Below are 21,158 nucleotides of genomic sequence, written 5' to 3'. Positions count from 1 at the left end.
CAACCGTCCATTCGACTCGGCGAAATGGCTGAAAGCCGACGTCGATCAGTCGAACCTGACCAGGTCCTTGAAGATCAGGCGCCCCCAGTTATTTCCGCGCGCGTGTACCAGCCATCCGCCTTCCGATAGCCCGCCAAGCTGGATCGGCGCGAAACCGAGTTGTTCCGCGAGCGTACCCACTTCCGCCGCGGCCTCGTCATCGTCGCTCGCCAGAAACACGACTCGCCTGCCGCCGTGGACGGCCGGGTCCTGGCCAAGAACGCCAGCGGCCAGATGGTTGAAGCCTTTCACCAGTCTGGCGCCGGTGAACGCTTTCGCGACGAAGGCCGAGGACGGGAGACCATCCAGTTCGTCCAGCGGGGCCTGCGTGTTCATCGCGTCGATGACGGTCTTTCCGTTCCAGTCGGCCAGCGCTTTGGCGACCGCCGGGTGCGACTCGAAACGAACCGCCAGAAAGATGACGTCCGCCTTGACCGCTTCCGCCAGGGTAACGGGAATGATCGTCGGTCCGATCGCGGCCGCATCGGCCGTAAAGCTTTGCGGATCGCGCGTGGTTGCAACGGCCACTTCGATGCCGTTGCGGGCGAATGCCCTGGCAAGCGCATGGCCGATCTTGCCGAAGCCGATGATTGCGTAACGCATGGGTTTCTCCTTCGTTTCCCGGTGTGCTTAGAGCTTGTAACCGCCGCTCGCCTCGATCGTCTGGCCGGTCACGAGCGCGGTCTTGCCTTTCAGCGATTGAGTCATTGGGCCGTTCTCCTCAGAGCTGTGCCAGGCCGCCGTCGACGGCGACCTCGCTGGCGGTCATGAAGCTGCTGTCCGACGACGCAAGAAAGGCGGCCACCGCCCCGATCTCTGCGGGATCGGCCATCCGCTGCAGCGGCGTCAGCGCGCCGTAGGCCTTCTGGCCTGCTTCGCCCAGCGCTTCCTTGGCCAGTTCGGTCGCCGTCGCGCCGGGCGACAGCACGTTGACCCGGATGCCGCTGCCCTTCAGGTCCTCCGCCCAGGTCCGCGCGAGGTTGCGCACCGCGGCCTTGCTCGCGCTGTAGGCCGTGAAGCCGGGCGCGCCGGTGGTGCCGGCGCTCGACCCGGTCAGGATGATCGACCCGCCCGCGCCCATCAGCGGCAGCGCCTTCTGGACCGTGAAGATCGTTCCCTTCACATTGGTGTCGAAGGTGGCGTCGATGTGCTCGGCGGTGATCTGGCCGAGCGGAAGCGGACTACCCGTCCCCGCATTGGCGAAGACGATGTCGAGGGTTCCGCGCTCGGCTTTCACCGCCGCGTAGAGCCGCTCGAGGTCGGCCGGGTCGGAGACCGAGCCCTGCACCGCGCGGGCATGCGGCCCCAGGTCGGCCACCGCCGCGTCGAGCGCTTCTTGCCGGCGGCCGAAGAGGAAGACGAACGCGCCTTCGTCGATGAAGCGCCTTGCCGCGGCGCGGCCGATGCCGGTTGCGCCGCCGGTGATCACGGCGGTCTTGCCATTCAGTCTGTTCATGTCGTGCGTCCTTCGAAACAAGAGCGGGAAACCCGATTCTGGCGCGCTTGATTCATGAAGCCAATTGACTGAATATCTATAAGTGCCATCTACTTTTTAGATAGATCTATGCTCGACAACGTCACCATCAATCAACTTCGGGCATTCGTCGCCGTGTGTGACCAGGGAAGCTTTTCCGGAGCGGCAAGGGAACTGAGGCGCGCGCAGTCGGCTATCAGTCATGCGATCGGCGCGCTCGAGAGCGCGTTCGACGTGATGCTGTTCGAGCGCAACACGCGCAAGGCGACACTCACCGCTGCCGGCCGCAGCCTGCTGCCCGATGCGCGCGGGGTGATCTCGCGCACCGAGGAAATGAAGATGCGTGCGGTTGCGATCGCCGAAACCGGCGTCCCGCAGGTGTCGATTGCCGTGGACACCTATTTTTCGCGCACGCACCTGATCGAATGCCTGCGCACGCTGCAGGCGGAATTTCCGACGGTTGCCATCAATCTGCGCATGACGACCATGCAGGGCGGCGAGCGTCTGGTGCTCCAGGGCACGTGCGCATTGGCGGTGACGATCACCGACGTGCCCGAGCTGAGCCCGGGCACCATCGAACGGCATCATTTATTCGATGCGCAAATGGTGACCGTATGTGGGCCGGCGCATCCGCTGGCTGCCATGGCGAAGCCGATCCCGCGGGAGGAATTCGGCCGGCACATTCAGCTCGTCGTCACCGACAATCAGCCCGATGCGGAAAAGACCCAGCAAGGGGTCGCCAGTGAGCGCCAGTGGTGGGTGAACGACCTCGGCGCGAAGCACGACCTGCTCAAAGGGAGCCTGTGCTGGGGGCACATGCCGCGCCATATGGTCGACGCGGATCTCGCGAAGGGCACGCTCGTCGAGCTCCAGCGGCGCGCGTGGCACATGCGCCCACTCACGTTCATGGTCTCGCAGCGGCGCGGATACGCGTTTTCCGGATGCGAGACGCGGCTGGTCGAGCTCCTTGGCCAGTGTCCTTCGCGAAGGGGGCGAAGAGGGAAGTCGACGTAACGTGCGGCCGCGTTCGGGAATGGCGGCGATCGTTTATCGGCCGGTCGCGGTCAAGGCATCCGATCCGGCGGCAGTGTGGTCGTCGAGCAGAGGGCCTGACGCGGCCACTCACCGAAACATCACTTTGGCCATCGCCAGACGGGATTGCCCAGATGTTCGGCGAAGTAGTCGGACAACGCTGTCACCTTCGCGGGTCGCGCCCGCGCCGACGGTGTAACGAAATAAAGCCCGCCCGTCGTCAGCGACCAGTCGGGGAGAATGGCTTCGAGACGGCCATCGGCCAGATATTCGCCCGCGATGAACTCCGGCAACTCGGCGATCGCAAGCCCATCGAGCAGCGTCGGCAACAGCGCATCGGCGTTGGTGACGCGTAGCGGGCCCGTCGGCATCACCGACTCCTCGTCGCCTGCATCGTTCGTGAAGCGCCATACGGCACTCCGCGCGCGATACGCGTACGGGAGGCAGGGGCGATCCGCCAGCTCACGCGGATGCGTCGGACGCCCTTCGCGTCGCAAATATGCCGGCGACGCCACCACGAATTGCGTGACCGCGCACAGCCGACGCGCGACCAGCGACGAATCCGGCAGTGCGGCGATACGCAGCGCCGCGTCGAACCCATCGGCGATCAGGTCGACCGACGCATCCGATAAATGCAGGTCGATCGACACCTCCGGATACGCGCGAAAAAAGCCCGGCAGCAGCGGCGCGACCCAGCGCAGCCCGAACGACATCGGCACGGCCAGACGCACCAGCCCGCGCGGCTGCACCGACATCTCGCGCGCCGAGCTTTCCGCTTCCTCGGCCTGGCGATAGATCTCGCCGGCCTTCTCGCTGATCGTCCGGCCGAACTCGGTCAGCGAGAGCTGCCGCGACGTGCGATTGAACAGCCGCGCGCCCAGCCGGTCCTCCAGACGCGCCACCCCGCGGGAGACGGTGGCGACCGATACCCCGGTCGCGCGCGCCGCAGCCGCAAACGACCCGTGCTCGGCCACCTTCGCGAACATCGCCAATCCTTCGAAATCAGGCAGGTGCGCCATTTCCCCTCATCTTTTCATTTATGAAACGTTTGATTGCGATTGATTCTATTTCGAAAAGATCGAGCCGTCGATATTCTCCTCACATCGCAGCACGTAACACCCAACCCAAACACTGCTGACCCACTGAAAGGAGCAATACCATGGCACGCAAGCTCGACACCAAGATCGCACTCGTCACCGGCGCCACCAGCGGCATCGGCCTGGCCACCGCCCAGCGCTTCGCGGCTGAAGGGGCGCACGTCTATCTCACGGGCCGCCGTCAGGCCGAACTCGATGCCGCCGTGGCGGGTATCCGTGAAGCCGGCGGCACGGCCACAGGCGTGCGTTCCGATTCCACGAAGCTCGATGAGCTCGACGCGCTGTATGCGCAAATCAAGGAAGAACAGGGGCGCCTCGATGTGTTGTTCGTCAACGCCGGCGGCGGTTCGATGCTGCCGCTGGGCAGCATCACCGAAGCGCACTACGACGACACCTTCGACCGCAACGTGAAGGGCGTGCTGTTCACCGTGCAGAAGGCGCTGCCGCTGCTGGCCGATGGCGCATCGGTGATTCTGACCGGCTCGACGGCGGGTAGCGCGGGCACCGCTGCGTTCAGCGTGTATTCGGCTTCGAAGGCGGCGGTGCGTGCGTTTGCGCGTAGCTGGATTCTCGACCTCAAGGACCGACGCATCCGCGTGAACACGATCAGCCCGGGCGCGACCCGCACGCCCGGCCTGCTCGATCTCGCCGGCGACGATGCGGCTCAGCGGCAGGGGCTTGCCGACTATCTGGCGGCGCAGATCCCGATGGGGCGCCTCGGTGAGCCGGGCGAAATCGCGAGCGCGGCGCTGTTCCTGGCGTCGGACGACGCGAGCTTCGTGAACGGCATCGAATTGTTCGTCGATGGCGGCCAGCAGCAGATCTGAGCGGGAGTGATCGGCGCGACGGGGGGCATGCGGTCGCGTCGATCGTCTTTAGTGCCGGCAGGAGCGCGTCGGCGTGTGTCGTCGCGGTGCCGCCGACCGTGCTTGGCGGCGAAGCGGCGGGGGATCGACCCGGTTGCCGGCCGGAAGCAGCCGGCAATTCCATCTCCGAAACTGACGGCCAAACGACTGCTCCACTCGGAAATCCGACGGTAGGTCCCTTTCCGGACCTCGGCCTTGGCAATCAATGGCCGATAAAAAGAAATGGCCGGCTCTGCATCCAGACCGGCCATTTGCTATTCGACGCTGAAAACGGCTGGAGAGGGTAGGTCAGCACAACCCAAGGGATGCTCATGGACCTGCGACCGGAGGTGTTCGCGCTGTCGCGAGTTGTCCTGTAGTTCATCGGACTACATTTGTGATCACAAATTTGTTTATTTTCGCGATATCATCGATAAGCACCCAATGTTGTGATCACATCATGAGTGACATGCGATGAATGACGCTTTGAGCGACTTCCTGACCCGGCACCGCATCCGTGAGGTGGAGTGTGTCATCCCCGACATGACGGGCATCGCGCGCGGCAAGATCCTGCCTCGCGATCTGTTCACGGCGTCGGGCGAGATGCGTATTCCCAAGAGCGTGCTGCTCAACACCGTGAACGGGCAACAGCCGGACAACAGCCCCTTCGTCGGCGATACCGATCCCGACATGGTCTGCAAGCCCGACGCCGCCACCGTGCGTATCGTGCCGTGGGCCGCCGAACCGGTGGCCGTGGTCATCCACGACTGCCTGGAGTGGGACGGCCAGCCGGTGCAACTGTCGCCCCGCGCCGTACTACGTCGCGTGCTGGCGCTGTACGAAGCACGCGGCTGGCAGCCCATCGTGGCGCCCGAGATGGAGTTCTATCTGGTGGCGCGCAATCAGAACCCGCACGAGCCGCTGCAGCCGCCGCTGGGGCGCACCGGAAAGCCCGAGGTGGGGCGGCAGAGCTACTCGATCGACGCGGTGAACGACTTCGATCCCTTCTTCATGGAACTGTCCGCCTTCTGCGACCAGCACCAGCTAGGCGTGGAAACGCTGATCCACGAGGCCGGCCCGGGGCAGATGGAGATCAACTTCAGCCACGGCGAACCGCTCGCCCTGGCCGACCGCGTTTTCCTGTTCAAGCGCACGGTGCGCGAGACGGCGCTGCGCCACGGCGTATTTGCCACGTTCATGGCCAAACCGATGGAGGGCGAACCCGGCAGCGCGATGCACATCCATCAGAGCATCAACGACGGCGAAGGCCGCAACATCTTCAGCAATACCGACGGCACAGCCAGCGAACACTTCCACCACTTCATCGGCGGACTGCAAACCTATATCCCGCAGGTGATGCCGATGTTGGCGCCCTACGTCAATTCATACCGGCGGCTGGCGCCCTACATGTCGGCCCCCATCAACGTGCGCTGGGGCCAGGACAACCGCACCTGCGGTATCCGCGTCCCCAAGTCCGGCCCCGGCGCCCGCCGGGTCGAAAACCGCGTGCCCGGCGTCGACGCCAATCCCTATCTGGCCATGGCCGCCACGCTGGCCTGCGGCTACATTGGCATGCGCGAACGGCTGCACCCCAGCGAGCCCACCGAAGGCAGCGCCTGGAACGTTGCCCATGAATTGCCGCGCCATCTCGAAAACGCGATCGAGGCCATGCGCGCCTGCGATGCGATGAAGGAGGTCCTGGGCGAAACCTTCGTTGACGCGTTCTGCGCGGTGAAGGAACTGGAATTTTCCACCTACAACCGGGTGATCAGTTCGTGGGAACGAGAGCACCTGTTACTGCTGGTTTGAGGAATCCGTCATGAACCGCACCCTTCCACATACCGGCATCGCGCACGAACGCGTACAGGCCTTGCTCGCCCGTGAGCGCGCCGAGTACGCGCAACGCAACCCGAAGTCGCAAGTGATGTCCGCACGCGCCGCGCCGCAGCTGATGTTCGGCGTGCCGCTGCACTGGATGAACGACTGGTCGACGCCTTTCGCGCTGCACGTGGCCCAGGCACAGGGGGCACAACTCACCGATGTGGACGGTCACACGCTGGCCGACTTCTGCCTGGGTGACACCGGCGCCATGTTCGGCCATTCGCCGGCCGTCCTGACCGAGGCACTGGCGACCCAGGCACGGCACGGCCTGACCACCATGCTGCCCAACGAGGACGCATCCGTCGTGGGTGAATTGCTGGCTCGGCATTTCGGTCTGCCGAAATGGCAGTTCGCGATGACGGCCAGCGATGCCAACCGTTTCTTGCTGCGCTGGGTACGTGCCGCCACCGGGCGGCGTACCTTGCTGGTGTTCAACGGCTGCTACCACGGCACGGTCGATGACGTCTTCGTCGACCTCGTGGACGGCCAACCCACGCAACGCGCCAGCCTGCTGGGCCAGGTGCACGATCTCACCACCACCACGCGCGTGGTGGAATTCAACGATCTGGCCGCGCTGGAAGCCGCGCTGGCCCCGGGCGACGTGGCCTGCGTCCTGGCCGAGCCGGTGATGACCAACATCGGCATGGTGCTGCCGGAACCGGGCTACTGGGCGCAGGCGCAGGACCTCATCCGCCGGCACGGCAGCCTGCTGGTCCTGGACGAGACCCACACGCTCAGCAGCGGCCCCGGCGGCTATGCGCGCGCTCACGGCCTGCAGCCCGATGCCGTGGTGGTGGGCAAGGCACTGGGCGGCGGCATGCCGTGCGCAGCCTATGGTTTCAGCGCCGCGCTGGCCGAGCGCGCCGAGGCCGCCAAGCGCACGGCACCGCCGGGCCACTCGGGCATCGGCACCACGCTGACCGCCAACCTGCTGGCCATGGCGGCGATGCGCGCCACGCTCACGCACCTGATGACGCCCGAGGTCTTCGCCCCGATGCACGCGCTGGCCGAGCAACTGGCCGCCGGGCTGCGCACGATCATCGCCCGCCACGGCCTGCCCTGGTGCGTCACCCAGGTGGGCGCCCGGGTGGAGTTCCAGTTCTGCCCGCAGCCGCCGCGCAACGGCAGCCAGGCCGAGGCGGTGATGGATGCCGAGCTGGAGCACGCGCTGCATCTGGCGTTGCTGAACCGCGGCGTGTTGATCACGCCTTTTCACAATATGATGCTCGTCTGCCCTGACACGACCCGGATGCACGTGCAGCGCCTGCTTGCCGCATTCGACACCGTGCTGGCTTCGCTCACCGCCACTACCGATTCATGAGTCACGACATCGAACCCACCACCACTCAGCAAGACACGATCTACGCCACGTTGCGGCAATGGGTCACCGTAGGCCGCTTCCTTCCCGGCGAGCGCTTGAAGATCCGCAACGTGGCAGCCGAGATGGGGGTGGGGCAGATGCCGGTGCGCGCCGCGCTGCAGCGTCTGGCTGCCGAAGGCGCGCTGGTGAACGTGCCCAACGCCGGAACGATCGTCCCCCGGCTGACGGTGCCCGAGTTCGACGATCTGCTGCAAATGCGCATGCTGCTCGAAGGCGAGGCCGCCGAGCGTGGCTGCCTGAGGCTCGAGCCGGCCGAACTCGCCACGCTGCGCAAGCTTTGCCAGCGCATGGCGAAGGCGTTGAAACACCCTGCGGATCAGCCGGCTCGCGCGAGGAAGTCCGAGGGAGATAAACCAACGCTGAAGCAGGCCGCCGTTTCGTTGAAGGCCGACCAAGCCACCGATTACCTCGCCGCCAACGAAGACTTCCATGTCCTGCTCTACAAGGCGGCCGGCTCGCCGTTGCTGTTCGAGCTGATCGATACGCTGTGGCTGAAGGCCGGCCCGATCTCGAACCGCCTCTTCGACACGTCCGAAGCTTCCGCCGTGTTGAACGACGCCCACGAAGACCTGATGGATGCGCTGGACAGGCGGGATGCCGCCGCGGCGCGACGCGCAGTGGAGCGCGACATCTTCGTGGCGGGACAGTTTCTGAGGTCGACACTGAAACGCGATTGACCACGGGTGTGACGGTCGGCATGGTCGGCGCATAGGGCGTCGTATGGAAGAGACCGCGATACGCTGTCCAGCGAGCGTTCGCGGATGTGCGGTTCACCGTCATCGTTGTCCGACGCGTAGTCGGTGGACCATCGCGTCGACGGATGTTTTCTGCCGCGAACGTATCTTCACGCCGCCGCGGATTGTCCTTGCGGCCCGGCGAGGTGCGCGAGCCCGAGGCTCTCCAGTGTCTGCGCCTGAATCGCTGCTGCTTGAGCGTTGAGGGCGTCGGCGCCGAATGACTGACCCACGACCCAACGTGCGGGGCGCGTGCCCGGTGCTTGCTCGACGAGTTGAGCGATGGCTTCGGCGACGTCGTGCGGGTCCGGCGCGTGGTCGCTCGCGAACAACGCCATCAACGTCTCCACCATCTTGTCCGGAATCGCACCGGCTTCACCGTAGCCGGGCACGCGCGCGGCGTCGGCGGGCCGCTGCGCGCTGGCGAAGATATTCGTTGGATAGTTGCTGGGTTGAACGAGAACGACGTCGATGCCCAACGTCGACAATTCGTAGCGGTAGCTGTCGGTCAACGCTTCGATCGCAAACTTCGATGCACCGTACAGACCGAAGAACGGAAACGTCACGCGGCCGAGTATCGAGCCGATGTTCATGATCAGGCCTTCACGCTGTTTCCTGAAGGTCGGCAATACCGCTCTCGACATTCGCTGGATGCCGAATACATTCACGTCGAAGAGCGCCTGCACCTGCTTCGTCGTGAACGCCTCGGAAACGCCGGCCGAACCGATACCCGCGTTATTGATCAGGACATCGAGGCGCCCCGAATTTTCCAGCACGGAGGCGACACCGCGCTCGACGGACGCATCGTCCGTCACATCGAGTTCGACGACCTGTACGCCACTCGCCCGCAGCGCATCGGCATGCGGTCGGTTGCGGCCGGCGACGTCACGCATCGACGCGAATACCCGGTGCCCGGCACGTGAGAGTGTTTCCGCGGTGTCGCGGCCGAAGCCGCTGCTGGCGCCGGTGATCAGAATGGTTCTGGACATGTTGAGTGTTTCCCAGCCAATGAGGTTAGAGGACCGCAACCGCATCCGTCCGTGCAGTCCCGATGCGGTCGAGATGAAACGTGTGACGTAATCGAAAACCGAGGCAGCTGATGTCTTCACCACGTTGCCACGCAGTCTAGGCTTTGCCCGGAAACCGGGCTATAGTCGTAAATGACATTAATAGCGATGTTTACGACATGAGATTGACGATCCTGGCCCTCGAGGGTCTGTTCGACACCGGGCTGACGGTACTGCTGGATACCTTTGCGATGGCCAACGAACTGGCTGCAGCCCAGGGCTTCGCCGCACCGCCCTTCGACGTGACGGTGGCGGGCGTGCGCAAACGCATCCGCACCACGCATGGACTGTCGATGCTGGTGGAACCGGCCAGCAGCGTGCGTCGCCCGGACTGGGTGGCCGTGCCCGCGCCCGGTATCAGGGAGCCGGAGCGCCTGATCGAGACACTGCAGCGTCGAGACGTGTGCGATGCGATGGCGCACCTTCGTGCGTGGCATGCCGACGGCGTAGGCGTCGCCGCCGCTTGTATCGGTACGTTCTTGCTGGCCGAAGCCGGGCTGCTGGATCATCGCGAGGCGACGACCACCTGGTCGCTGTCGCCTTTTTTCCGTCAACGTTATCCGGCAGTCGATCTGAACGATTCGCGCATGGTCGTCGCCGCGGATCGCGTGGTCACGGCAGGGTCGGCGATGGGCCATCTCGACCTCGCGCTGTGGTTGCTGCGTCAGGCCAGTCCCGAACTGGCCACGCTCGTGGCCCGCTTCATGCTGATCGACAAGCGTTCGTCGCAGGCCGAATACATCATTCCGGATTACCTTGCACACGCCGATCCATTGATCGCGCGATTCGAGCGCTGGGCCCGCGAACATCTTTCCCTCGGTTTCTCGCTTCAGACCGCGGCAGCCGCACTAGCCGTCGGACCGCGCACGTTGCAACGCCGTACCGAGGCGGTACTCGGGAAGTCGCCCTTGGCGTTCTTCCAGGATCTGCGAATCGAACGGGCGCAGACCCTCGTGTCGATGGGGTACGACCTGGAGACGATCGCGAGCGAGGTGGGCTACGCGGATTCGGCGACGTTGCGGGCCTTGCTGCGTCGCAGGCTCGGTCGAGGCGTGCGGGAATTGCGTGCCGACAATCGGTAGCGTGCCCGGTACGGCCGGCACTGCTTCGCCAACGGTGAGCGGTCCGGCTCGAACGTCGTCGCTGCGTCGACAGCGGTGCTGTCGTGCGCTGCGAATGCCGAAACGAGGTCCGTGGGCGCCACCGGAACAGCGCTAGCGCGCGCCGCCGCCCCCGTGAATGCCCGTCAGTTCGACCATGAAGTCCAGGAATGCGCGGGTCTTGGCCGGCACGTGATGCCGGGACGGGTAATACGCGTATAGCGGATACCGCTCGTCGGCCCATTCGGGAAAGAGGTTGATCAACCGGCCGTCGGCGATCAGCGGCTCGGCACCGAGCAGCAGCATCTGCGCAATGCCGGAACCGGCGAGGCACGCGTTGAGCAGTGCGCCCGGATCGTTGACCGTGAGGCGTCCCCGAGTGTCGACCACGATGCGTTTGCGCTTGCGATGGAATTCCCATGCGAACGGCTTGCCCGTCTCCGGATTGCGAAATTCGAGGCAGCGGTGGTGCCGGTTTTCGAGATCCTCGGGTTTGGCCGGCCGGCCCCGGCGCGCGATGTACGAGGGCGCCGCGACCGTCACGACGCCGGTATCGAGCAGCTTTCTCGCGATCAGGCTGGATGCCCGCGGTTCGCCGAAGCGCACGGCGAGGTCGAAGCCGTCCATTACGAGGTCGCCCAGGCTGTCTCGCGCGATGAGCTCGATTTCGAGTTCGGGACGGGCATCCATGAACGCATCGAGCCGTGGCCCGAGAATGGCGCGGTAGACGACCGGATCCAGATTGATGCGCAGCTTGCCGCGCACCGCGGAGGCGCCGCCCGCGGCCGCCGCGGCGGCTTCCTCCAGCCCGGCGAGATGAGGCATGACCTGCTCGTAAAAGCGGCGGCCCTCTTCGGTCAGCGACACCGATCGCGTCGTTCGGTTGAACAGCCGGATGTTCAGCCTCTTTTCCAGCCGCGCGATCGCGCGACTGACGCCCGGCGGCGTCATGCCGATGACGTCGGCGGCAGCCGAAAACGTCCCGGCATCGACGACGGCGGCGAACACGCTGATGCTGCCTGACAGCTTCTCGCTACTGGATCTCATGGTGGTTCGACTGAATACGGTGGCGGATCGCGCACGACCCACTGAAGGCCGACACGCCGACGCCGCACAGCGTAGCCATGCCGGGCGTCCATGTCGATCATGCCGAATTGATGACACGTTGTCACTTATCTGATGCCATCCATGTCGTTTTGTTTTGGCCGGCGTTTGTCCAGAATGCGATCCACGTATTCACACATGGAGAACGAGCAATGTATGCAATCACAGGAATCACCGGCAAGGTCGGCGGCGCACTGGCCCGTGAACTGCTGGCCTCGGGACGGCCCGTGCGCGCGGTCGTGCGCGACGCGACGCGGGCAGCGGCATGGGCGGCGCGCGGGTGCGAGATCGCGACGGCTTTCATGGAAGACCCGGCGTCGCTCGCCGACGCATTCGCCGGCGCGACGGGCGTGTTCATCCTGCTGCCGCCGGTGTTCGATCCGGCGCCCGGGTTTCCCGAAGCGCGAAAGGTGATCGAGGCCGTATCCGCCGCGCTGCTGAAGGCGCGCCCCGACAGGGTCGTGTGTCTGTCGACGATCGGCGCGCAGGCCGACGAGCCCAATCTGCTCACGCAACTCGCGCTGATGGAGCAGGCGCTGCGCGAGATGCCGATGCCGGTGACGTTCCTGCGGCCCGGCTGGTTCATGGAGAACGCCGCATGGGATGTCGCGTCCGCGCGCGACGAGGGCGTCGTCGCCAGTTACCTGCAGCCGCTCGACAAGCCCGTGCCGATGGTCGCCACCGCGGACGTCGGCCGCGTGGCGGCAGAACTGCTCCAGCAGACGTGGAGCGGGGTGCGTGTCGTCGAGCTCGAAGGCCCGCGCCGGGTGAGCCCCAACGATCTCGCGCTGGCCTTCGCTCGGGTGTTGGGCCGGAACGTACGCGCGGAAGTCGTCGACAGACGAACGTGGGAAGCGCTGTTTCGCGCGCAGGGCATGAAGCATCCGCTTCCCCGCATGCGCATGCTGGACGGCTTCAACGAAGGCTGGATCGATTTCGAAAGCGATCCTGAAGAAATCCTGCGCGGCCATGTTGCACTGGACACGGTTCTGGGCGAGCTCGTGTCGCGTACGGTCTGATTGAATGCAGCGGGCGGCGCGTGGCGCGCTGCGCTACCCCCGCCCATGCATCGGATTTCCGGTCGGACGGATAGCGGCTTTCATGTCGAAGGGGTGTCGTGAATGTCGCTATTAATGTCATTTATGACTATGGCGAGCGGCCTCGTCCCGAGTCTAGACTGCGAAGCATTTCCGGCATCCGCAGATCCCGCCTGCGGCTCAGTCCGATAGAGGCCAATCCGATGACATTTTCGCCAGAACTTCACCTGCTGACGCTGACCGCGATCGCGACGCTGCTGATGTGGATTCCTTACATGCTGGCCAGAATCATGACGCGTGGCCTGATGGCGGCCTTGAGCAATCCCGATCCGTCCCATCCGCCCGATCCGCCATGGGCGGAACGCGCACGGCGTGCGCATGCGAACGCGATCGAGAATCTTGCCGTGTTCGCCCCGCTCGTATTGATGTGCGCAATGACGGGGGCGAGCAGCCCGGCGACGGCGTTCTCGGCCAGGCTCTATCTGGGGGCGCGGCTGGTTCACTACGTCGTTTACGCCGCAGGCATTCCGGTTGTTCGCACGATCGCTTTCCTGACCGGCTTCGCGGCAACGCTCACGTTCGCTGTCGCGCTGCTCGGTCGCGCGACCTGACGGCTACCCGCCTGGTCTTGCCCATTCGCTCACTTCAGAGGTCAACATGAAATCGACTCCCGGCAGCATCCTCGACACGATCGGCAACACGTCGCTCGTCCCGTTACGACACGTTGTCCCGAAGAACGGCGCGCGTCTGTTCGTCAAGCTCGAAAGTCAGAATCCGACCGGCAGCATGAAAGACCGGATCGCGCTCGCGATGATCGAAGCGCCCGAGCGCGATGGGCGCCTGAAGCCCGGCGGCGCGGTGGTCGAGTACACCGGCGGCAGCACGGGTGTGTCGCTCGCGCTGGTGTGCGCCGTCAAGCGGCATCCGCTGCATCTGGTCTCGTCGGATGCGTTCTCGAAGGAGAAGCTCGATCACATGCGCCTGCTTGGCGCGAAGCTGACGCTCGTCCCGAGCGACAACGGCAGGCAAACCGAGAAGCTGACGAAGGACATGATTCGCGAAGCGCATCGGATTGCCGGCGAGACGGGCGCATACATCACCGCGCAGATGGAAAACACCGATCAGCTCGACGCCTATACGAAGATGGCCGACGAGATCTGGGAGCAGACCGGCGGCCGTCTCGACGGTTTCGTCCAGAGCGTCGGTACGGCTGCGTCGCTGCGCGGGATTTCGCGGCGCTTGCGCGAGCATGACGCACGCATCCGGATCGCCGGTGTCGAGCCGGCCGAATCGGCGGTGCTGTCGGGTGGGCCGACCGGCGCGCACAAGATCGACGGGATCGGCGCGGGCTATGTCGTGCCGCTTTGGCGCGACGGCATCGCCGACGAGCTCGAGCGTGTCTCGACGGAGGACGCAAAAGCCATGGCGTTCCGACTGGCCGCGGAGGAGGGGCTGTTCTGCGGTACGTCGACCGGCGCCAACGTGACCGGCGCATTGCGACTCGCCGAACGGCTCGGCCCGGACGCCACGATCGTGACGATCATGTGCGACACGGGCATGAAGTATCTGAAGTCGTTCGCGCAAACGATCGGTTGATGGTTTTGGGGGATCGTATCCGGGTGTCCGGTACGGACAGCAGCCAGATGTCGGCGGGCTCGACCCGAGCGAGATCGTCGACCGCTCGGCCGGCGCCGACGAATGCCACGGCGGCGCACGCGATGTCACGATCGTAGATTTGCCCCACGTCGACGACACGGTTCGCGACGATCAGGTTGCCGAGCGTCTGGCCGACGCGGCCGGCGCCCACGATGGTCAGTCGGGACATGGCGATTCTCCGGCGACGGCCCGAACGGCCGTCGCAGCGTGGCCGCGATCAATCGTGCCGGATCGCGATGGTCTTCAGCGCGGTAAAGCCGAGCAATGCCTCGAAGCCTTTCTCGCGGCCATACCCGCTTGCCTTCACGCCGCCGAACGGCAGTTCCACGCCGCCGCCCGCGCCGTAGTTGTTGATGAAGACCTGTCCGGCCTGCAGCTTGCGCGCGAGCCGCAGCGCGCGGGCGCCGTCGCGGGTCCAGACACCCGCGACGAGGCCATACTGCGTGCCGTTCGCGAGGGCGACCGCCGCGTCTTCGTCGTCGAACGGCATGGCCGCGAGCACCGGGCCGAATACCTCTTCCTGCGCGAGCTCGCTGTCGGGCGGCACGTCGCGGAACAGCACCGCTTCCTGGTAGTAGCCTGCGCCCGATGCGCCGGCCGCGATGGTGCCGCGCGCCGCCACGCGAATGCCGTCGGCCTGCGCGCGCTCGACGATGGCCCGCACCCGTGCATGCTGCTTTGCATTGACGAGCGGCCCCATCTCCAGATTCATCGACGGCGGCCCCGAACGCAGCCGCTCGAATTGCTGCGCGAGACGATCGAGCACGCGTTCGTAGACGGTGCGCTGGACGAGCAGCCGGCTGCCGGCCGAGCAGGTCTGCCCCGCGTTCTGCACGATCGCGTTGACGATGACGGGCAGCGCCTGATCGAGGTCGGCATCGTCGAACAGCAATTGGGGCGACTTGCCGCCCAGCTCGAGCACTGCCGGGCAGTGACGTTCGGCGGCCGCACGGCCGACCAGCGCGCCCGTTCCCGTCGATCCGGTAAACGAGATGTGACGAATGCCGGGATGGGCCGACAGCGCCGCGCCGGCTTCGCCGCCCAGCCCCGTGACGACGTTGACGGTGCCGGCCGGAAAGCCGACCTCGGCCGCGATTTCCGCCAGCCGCAGAATGGACAGGCTCGCGTCCTCCGCCGGCTTGACCACGCACGCATTGCCGGCGGCGAGCGACGCGCCGACCGAGCGACCGTAGATCTGCATCGGGTAATTCCACGGAATGATGTGGCCGGTCACGCCGATCGGTTCGCGCACCGTCAATACCGTGAACCCGGCGGTGTAGGGCAGTGTGTCGCCGTGCAGCTTGTCGACGCATCCGGCGTAGTACTGGAGGTAGCGCGCGAGCACCGCGGCATCGGTACGGGCGGTGTTCAGCGCCTTGCCGGTGTCGCGCGCTTCGAGCTGCGCGAGTTCGTCCGCATGCTGCGAGACGGCCGCGGCGTACGCGAACAGCAGGTTGCTGCGTTCGACCGGCGACAGCTTCGCCCACGGGCCGTCGAGCGTGTCGCCCATCGCGCGCTGTGCGGCGGAAACGGCGCGCTGCACGTCGGTCGCATTGCCGCGCGCGATCGTCGCGAACGGTTCGCCGGTGCTCGGGTCGACGACGTCGATCCGCGCGCCGGTATTCGGTACGACGCGGGCGTTGTCGATGTAGTGATCAAATTGCATGGGTCATTCCTCGATCGATGCGGGATTCGCGATGGTGTGTGCAATCGCGGCGCCCAGTTCTTCGGTGCTGGCCGTGCCGCCCATGTCGCGGGTGTGTGGGCCGGCGATGAGCACGGATTCGATCGCCGCGACGATTTCGGCGGCCGCGGCTTCGTAGCGCGATTCGCCGCGACCGAGGTGTTGAAGCAGCAACGCGGCCGACCAGATCTGCCCGATCGGGTTCGCGATGCCGCGGCCCGCGATGTCGGGCGCCGAGCCGTGCACCGGCTCGAACAGCGAAGGGAAGCGCCGCTCCGGGTTCAGGTTCGCCGACGGCGCGATGCCGATCGTGCCGGTACACGCGGGGCCGAGGTCGGACAGGATGTCGCCGAACAGGTTCGAGGCGACGACGACGTCGAAGCGATCCGGATTCTGGACGAAGTGCGCGCACAGTATGTCGATGTGATATTTGCGCGTTTCGATGTCCGGGAACGACCGGGCCATTTCGGCGAGGCGCTCGTCCCAGAACGGCATGGTGATCGAGATGCCGTTGGATTTCGTCGCCGCCGTCAGCTGCTTGCGCGGGCGCGAGCGGGCGAGTTCGAATGCGAACCTGAGCACGCGGTCGACGCCGACGCGCGAGAAAACCGACTGCTGCACGGCGATCTCGCGGTCGGTTCCGGTAAACATCCGGCCGCCCACCGACGAATACTCGCCTTCCGTGTTCTCGCGCACGACGATGAAGTCGATGTCGCCCGGCTGGCGCCCGGCGAGCGGCGCGGGCACGCCCGGCATCAGGCGCACCGGGCGCAGGTTCACGTATTGATCGAACTCGCGCCGGATCTTGATCAGCGATTCCCACACGGCGACGTGGTCCGGCACGATATCGGGCGCGCCGACGGCCCCGAAGAAAATGGCGTCGTGCGCGCCGATCTGCCGCGCCCAGTCGGCCGGCATCATCGTGCCGTGGCGCACGTAGTGATCGGTACACCAGTCGCCGAATTCGTCGAACGCCAGCGGAATGTCGAAGCGATCCGCGGCGGCGCGCAGCACGCGCAGGCCTTCGGGCATCACTTCCTTGCCGATGCCGTCGCCGGCGATGACCGCGATGCGGTGCGGGTTCTTCATGTTGCGGGAAGCCTCCATGATGAAGCTGGCGTCCCGCACGGGAGGGGCAGACATGGGGAAGCTGCGCGAGCCGGGCCGCGTCGAACTGCTGCGCGGCGGCCTTTGATACGCAACGCTGCATCCGATTCCCCTCGGATCGCGTCGGCATGTCTCCCGTGTCTCTTCCGTTGCGGTAACCGGCGGACTATTGAATCTGTCCGTCGAATCTACTGCGTCGCCGGCATCGGCAGGAAGTGCGGATTCGTGAACGGGACCTTCGAAAATCTGCAACACGCCGGCGCGCGCGCACGCGTGGCGGCGCAGTCAGTCGTTCGACTGCCCGGCTTCACCGGAGACGAGCGAAGGCGGCGCGAACGAGGCGAGGAACTCGAACAGCTTGCGCGTCGGCAGCGGCACGGCGCCGGCGCGAATGCCGACCGACATGACGCGATTGGCCCACGGATCGTTGAGGCGAATGAAACGCAGGCGCATCGGTTCGCGAAACAGCGCGACCGCGCGTTCGGGCAGGATGCCGATGCCTTGCCCTGCCGCGATCAGCCGGCACATGGCTTCGAAGCTCTGCACCTGCACGCGGAAACGGACCGACTTGCCGAGCAGCGCCGCTTCCCTGACGAGCGAACGCGTGAGTTCCGAGCGGTCGTCGAGCGCGACCAGATCGTGGTCGAGCAACGCGCTGAAATCGATCGAATCGCCGCTGAGCGGGTAGTCGTCGGGGACGACCACGCTGGCCCGATCCATGCAGTAAGGCGCGAGGTGGATGCCCTCGGGCGCGGTGCGCGACGTGACGATGCCGACGTCCGCGCGGCCTTCGCGCAGCGCCTGCAGGATGTCGGAACTTCTCAGCTCGCTGATCTGCAGCTTGATGTCGCGATAGCGTTGCGAAAAGGTGCGCAACTGATCGGGCAGATCCTGGCTGATCGCCGAGATGTTCGCGAACACGCGGACGCGGCCGACCGCGCCTTTCGTATAGTCGGACAGTTCGCTGTAGATCGCATCGGTGCGCAGCAGCAGGTCGGTCGCGTGGCGCAACAGCGCTTCGCCGGCGGGCGTGAGTTCGACGCCGGCCACCGTGCGGTTCAGCAGCACCACGCGAAAGTGATGCTCGAGCAGCGCGATCCTGCGGCTTGCGGTGGAAAGCGACATGTGGGACTGTTGCGCGGCGCGCGACAGGCTGCCCAGCTCGGCTGCACGGACGAACAGGGCGAGGGACGTGAGATCGAACAAGCGCGGGCTCCGATTGAAACTGCGGCAAGTATGTCATTCATCGCTGCGCGCGACGGTATCGGGCGAAGTGGTGCTAACCCTGACTGGCCGCGAATGGTGCGCCGCACACCGCGACACCGCCGTCACGCCGCGATGGCCCGTGTCGCGTGAGCGATCGGCGGCCGGAAACTGTTTTTCCGTGGCTTGTGCATTGCACCGTATGATGGCCGGCCCGCGCGGGCGTTCGAGATATTCGAAGTGCCGCTTGAAGGATTTCGCATATCGGGTGGGCGGGGCAGCCGGTAGATTCGAACCGCCTCCTGTCGCACACACCTATCTCGACAGCGACTGCACGCGTGACGACGCAAGCACGCACGCGGGGCCATCCATGAACTTTCGGAGACAAACGTGGAAATCGACGCGGCCTGCAACCCGGGCGACCTCGCCGCCCCGGCATCGGCGCACGACCTCGCACAGGAGGACCGGATCTTTCGCCGGCTCGCCGTGCAAATCCTGCCCATTTTGATGTTCGCGTACGTCACGTCATACATCGATCGCGTGAACGTCAGCTTCGCCAAACTGCAGATGAGCCAGCACCTGGGCTTTTCCGACGCGGTGTTCGGCTTCGGTGCAGGGATATTCTTTCTCGGTTACGTGATCTTCGAGGTGCCGAGCAACATGCTGCTGTTGCGCGTCGGGCCGCGCCGCTGGATCACGCGGATCGTCGTGTCTTGGGGCGTCGTGTCGGGATTGACGGCGTTCGTGTCCACGCCGATGCAGTTCTACGTGATGCGCTTTCTGCTCGGCGTCGCCGAGGCCGGCTTCATCCCGGCCATCGTGCTCTACATGGCCCGTTCGTTTCCGGGGCGGCGGCGCGCGCGGATTCTATCGATGTTCTATGCGGCGCTCGCGCTGGCCGGGCTGATCGGATCGCCGTTGACCGGCTTCATTCTTCAGTATTTCGACGGGGCGATGCAGATTCCGGGCTGGAAATGGATCTTCATTCTCGAGTCGCTGCCCGCATTCGTGGCTGCGCTGTATGTATGGAAGGGCCTCGACGACGACGTCACGCGCAGCGGGCGTTTCTCGCAAGCGGAGCGCGCCATCCTGGCGCGCGTGCTGGCGGAAGATCGTGCGACGACCGAGTCGGTCAATCACCGCGGCCTGTTCTCGCACTGGCTCGTGTGGGCGTTTTGCGTGATCTACTTTCTCGACGTGTTCGCGATTTACGGCTATACATTCTGGGCGCCGACGATGATCAAGCAGATGGGCATCGGCAGCGATTTCGTCATCGGCTTGCTCGCCGCGCTGCCGAATGCGGTGGCCGTGGTCGTGATGGTCCTGTTCGGACGCAGCGCGGACCGGCGCGGCCGGCAGCGGCTGCACGTCGCCGCCCTTTTGCTGATGGGCGCGACCGGGCTCGGGCTGTCGGTCGTCTGGCACGATCAGCTGTGGCTCGGCATGTTCGCCCTCTGCATCGCGAACGCGGGGCTCATCTCGTTTCCGCCGCTGTTCTGGAGCATGCCGACCGCGGCGCTCGGCACCGCGTCGGTATCGATGGGCATCGCGGTGATCAGCTCGTTCGGGAACCTCGGCGGCTTCTTCGGGCCCTATGCGGTCGGCTACCTGAAGCAGGCGTCCGGCAGTCTTGCCGCGCCGCTGTTCGTGATGGTCGGGTGCCTGTTGCTGGGCCTCGTCCTCACGATGCTGCTGCCGGCACGGCTCGTCGACCGGTAACGACTATCCATTTCGCCGCGGCGCTGCGCCGCGGTGCGATCTTTTGACGGGAACGACATGAAACAGCAGATTGGCCTGATCGGCGTGGGTTTGATGGGGCATGGTATTGCGCGCAACGTGCTGAAGCACGGTTATCCGCTCACGGTCGTCGAGCATCCGGGCAATCAGCCGCTCGACGAACTGCTGCGCGGCGGCGTACGGACCGTGCGGACCGCGCGCGAACTGGCCGCGCAAGCGGACGTCGTCATCCTCTGCGTGACGGGTTCGCCCGAAGTGGAAGCGGTGCTCACCGGTGAAGACGGCGTGTTGGCCGGGTTGAAGGACAACGCGATCGTCGTCGATTGTTCGACCGCCGTTCCCGAATCGACCGTCAGAATGGCGCGACTCGTCGAAGCGGCAGGCGGGCGCTTCGTCGACGCGCCGATGACACGCGGCGCCAGGGAGGCGCACGAGGGCCGGCTGAACCTGCTGGTCGGTGCGACGCCCGCGTTGTTTGCCGAGATCAGGCCGGTGCTCGCGTGCTTCGCGGAAAACATCACGCGTGTCGGCGATGTCGGGGCCGGGCACAGCATGAAGCTGCTGCACAACTATGTGTCGCTCGGGACCATCGCGCTGCTGTCGGAAGCCGTCGCGTGCGCGAAGCGCTCGGGCGTGGACGTCGCGGTGCTCGCCGACGTGCTCGCCAACGGCGGTGGCGGCGGCGCCGCGCTGAACCGGATGCGTCCGTTCCTGGAGACCGGCGACACGTCCGCGCTGCCGTTCCATATGGCGAACGCGCTCAAGGACCTGTCGTACTACTCGGCGATGGCCGAAGGCGTCGCCGCGGCTCATGGGATCGCGACGGCTGTTACGGATACGTATCGTGATGCCGTTGCGGGCGCGGGGGCGCATTGTCCGGTGTTGAAGTTGTCGGATGTGCTGATGGTGGGGGGCGCGGGCGACGAGGGTACGTCGCGTTGATGCGTTGTGCGGCCGTGCGTGTGGGGCTGGATCGACGT

At 65.7% G+C, this 21,158-nt stretch carries 20 protein-coding genes; 11 read left to right on the top strand and 9 right to left on the bottom strand.

Annotated features, from left to right (window positions below):
• Positions 1 to 45: 45 nt before the first annotated feature.
• Positions 46 to 642 (bottom strand): NADPH-dependent F420 reductase, encoded by a 597-nt coding sequence (locus H3O04_RS04040; protein ID WP_202587188.1) that lies wholly within the window; start codon positions 640 to 642, stop codon positions 46 to 48.
• Positions 643 to 760: 118 nt separating this feature from the next.
• On the bottom strand, positions 761 to 1,495 hold the full coding sequence (locus H3O04_RS04035) for an SDR family NAD(P)-dependent oxidoreductase (protein ID WP_202587187.1): 735 nt from the start codon (positions 1,493 to 1,495) through the stop codon (positions 761 to 763).
• A gap of 108 nt (positions 1,496 to 1,603) precedes the next feature.
• On the opposite strand from H3O04_RS04035, the gene H3O04_RS04030 reads away from it, so the two are divergent.
• Positions 1,604 to 2,527: a LysR family transcriptional regulator gene (locus H3O04_RS04030; RefSeq protein ID WP_105798149.1), complete on the top strand. Its 924-nt coding sequence runs from the start codon at positions 1,604 to 1,606 to the stop codon at positions 2,525 to 2,527.
• A gap of 119 nt (positions 2,528 to 2,646) precedes the next feature.
• Here H3O04_RS04030 and H3O04_RS04025 read toward each other — a convergent pair whose 3' ends face one another.
• Positions 2,647 to 3,564, bottom strand: a complete 918-nt coding sequence (locus H3O04_RS04025) for a LysR family transcriptional regulator (protein WP_202587186.1) — start codon at positions 3,562 to 3,564, stop codon at positions 2,647 to 2,649.
• Positions 3,565 to 3,704: 140 nt separating this feature from the next.
• Here H3O04_RS04025 and H3O04_RS04020 point away from each other — a divergent pair, with 140 nt between their 5' ends.
• The 4 genes from H3O04_RS04020 to H3O04_RS04005 all read left to right on the top strand — a co-directional run bounded on the left by H3O04_RS04020 (position 3,705) and on the right by H3O04_RS04005 (position 8,426).
• A complete protein-coding gene (locus H3O04_RS04020) occupies positions 3,705 to 4,469 on the top strand; it encodes an SDR family NAD(P)-dependent oxidoreductase (protein WP_023475121.1) in 765 nt (254 codons plus the stop codon).
• Between the two features lie 492 nt (positions 4,470 to 4,961).
• Entirely contained in the window at positions 4,962 to 6,296 is a 1,335-nt protein-coding gene (locus tag H3O04_RS04015) for a glutamine synthetase family protein (protein WP_202587185.1), read from the top strand.
• Positions 6,297 to 6,306: 10 nt separating this feature from the next.
• A complete protein-coding gene (locus tag H3O04_RS04010) occupies positions 6,307 to 7,689 on the top strand; it encodes an aspartate aminotransferase family protein (protein WP_023475116.1) in 1,383 nt (460 codons plus the stop codon).
• On the top strand, positions 7,686 to 8,426 hold the full coding sequence (locus H3O04_RS04005) for a GntR family transcriptional regulator (protein WP_124477671.1): 741 nt from the start codon (positions 7,686 to 7,688) through the stop codon (positions 8,424 to 8,426). The genes H3O04_RS04010 and H3O04_RS04005 overlap by 4 nt, the downstream gene beginning before the upstream one ends.
• Positions 8,427 to 8,593: 167 nt before the next feature.
• Here H3O04_RS04005 and H3O04_RS04000 read toward each other — a convergent pair whose 3' ends face one another.
• A complete protein-coding gene (locus tag H3O04_RS04000; protein ID WP_260632523.1) occupies positions 8,594 to 9,592 on the bottom strand; it encodes an SDR family oxidoreductase in 999 nt (332 codons plus the stop codon).
• A gap of 77 nt (positions 9,593 to 9,669) precedes the next feature.
• Between H3O04_RS04000 and H3O04_RS03995 the strand changes: the two genes are divergently transcribed.
• Complete coding sequence (locus H3O04_RS03995) at positions 9,670 to 10,632, top strand: GlxA family transcriptional regulator (protein ID WP_202587184.1); 963 nt, start codon at positions 9,670 to 9,672, stop codon at positions 10,630 to 10,632.
• A gap of 132 nt (positions 10,633 to 10,764) precedes the next feature.
• Here H3O04_RS03995 and H3O04_RS03990 read toward each other — a convergent pair whose 3' ends face one another.
• Entirely contained in the window at positions 10,765 to 11,697 is a 933-nt protein-coding gene (locus H3O04_RS03990) for a LysR family transcriptional regulator (RefSeq protein ID WP_105798140.1), read from the bottom strand.
• A gap of 209 nt (positions 11,698 to 11,906) precedes the next feature.
• On the opposite strand from H3O04_RS03990, the gene H3O04_RS03985 reads away from it, so the two are divergent.
• The 3 genes from H3O04_RS03985 to H3O04_RS03975 all read left to right on the top strand — a co-directional run bounded on the left by H3O04_RS03985 (position 11,907) and on the right by H3O04_RS03975 (position 14,387).
• Positions 11,907 to 12,773: an NmrA family NAD(P)-binding protein gene (locus H3O04_RS03985; RefSeq protein WP_124591840.1), complete on the top strand. Its 867-nt coding sequence runs from the start codon at positions 11,907 to 11,909 to the stop codon at positions 12,771 to 12,773.
• Positions 12,774 to 12,871: 98 nt separating this feature from the next.
• The gene (locus H3O04_RS03980) at positions 12,872 to 13,402 is read left to right on the top strand and encodes an MAPEG family protein (RefSeq protein WP_334028356.1); all 531 of its coding nucleotides are present in this window, start codon (positions 12,872 to 12,874) and stop codon (positions 13,400 to 13,402) included.
• A 46-nt stretch (positions 13,403 to 13,448) separates the two neighbouring features.
• Positions 13,449 to 14,387 carry a PLP-dependent cysteine synthase family protein gene (locus H3O04_RS03975; protein ID WP_202587183.1) on the top strand — a complete coding sequence of 313 codons (939 nt, stop codon included), beginning with the start codon at positions 13,449 to 13,451 and terminating at the stop codon, positions 14,385 to 14,387.
• Here the strand turns inward: H3O04_RS03975 and H3O04_RS03970 are convergent.
• From H3O04_RS03970 to H3O04_RS03955, 4 genes are all read right to left on the bottom strand, one after another.
• Positions 14,332 to 14,616 carry a hypothetical protein gene (locus H3O04_RS03970; RefSeq protein ID WP_237666168.1) on the bottom strand — a complete coding sequence of 95 codons (285 nt, stop codon included), beginning with the start codon at positions 14,614 to 14,616 and terminating at the stop codon, positions 14,332 to 14,334. The genes H3O04_RS03975 and H3O04_RS03970 overlap by 56 nt on opposite strands.
• Positions 14,617 to 14,664: 48 nt before the next feature.
• Positions 14,665 to 16,113 carry an aldehyde dehydrogenase family protein gene (locus tag H3O04_RS03965; protein WP_202587182.1) on the bottom strand — a complete coding sequence of 483 codons (1,449 nt, stop codon included), beginning with the start codon at positions 16,111 to 16,113 and terminating at the stop codon, positions 14,665 to 14,667.
• A gap of 3 nt (positions 16,114 to 16,116) precedes the next feature.
• Positions 16,117 to 17,220, bottom strand: coding sequence for a tartrate dehydrogenase (locus H3O04_RS03960; protein WP_023475108.1), 1,104 nt, complete (start codon positions 17,218 to 17,220; stop codon positions 16,117 to 16,119).
• A gap of 303 nt (positions 17,221 to 17,523) precedes the next feature.
• Positions 17,524 to 18,444, bottom strand: coding sequence for a LysR family transcriptional regulator (locus H3O04_RS03955; protein WP_027808445.1), 921 nt, complete (start codon positions 18,442 to 18,444; stop codon positions 17,524 to 17,526).
• Positions 18,445 to 18,831: 387 nt separating this feature from the next.
• Here H3O04_RS03955 and H3O04_RS03950 point away from each other — a divergent pair, with 387 nt between their 5' ends.
• Together H3O04_RS03950 and H3O04_RS03945 are read left to right on the top strand one after the other, a co-directional pair.
• Positions 18,832 to 20,160, top strand: a complete 1,329-nt coding sequence (locus tag H3O04_RS03950) for an MFS transporter (protein WP_202587181.1) — start codon at positions 18,832 to 18,834, stop codon at positions 20,158 to 20,160.
• Between the two features lie 57 nt (positions 20,161 to 20,217).
• Entirely contained in the window at positions 20,218 to 21,120 is a 903-nt protein-coding gene (locus H3O04_RS03945; protein ID WP_202587180.1) for an NAD(P)-dependent oxidoreductase, read from the top strand.
• The last annotated feature ends 38 nt before the right edge of the window (positions 21,121 to 21,158 follow it).

Origin of the sequence: Burkholderia sp. KCJ3K979, from assembly GCF_016759955.1 — a bacterium.
GTDB classification, from domain to species: Bacteria; Pseudomonadota; Gammaproteobacteria; order Burkholderiales; family Burkholderiaceae; genus Burkholderia; species Burkholderia orbicola.
Note: the sequence above shows the minus strand (reverse complement) of the source record. Positions and strands in the feature narration are given on the sequence as shown.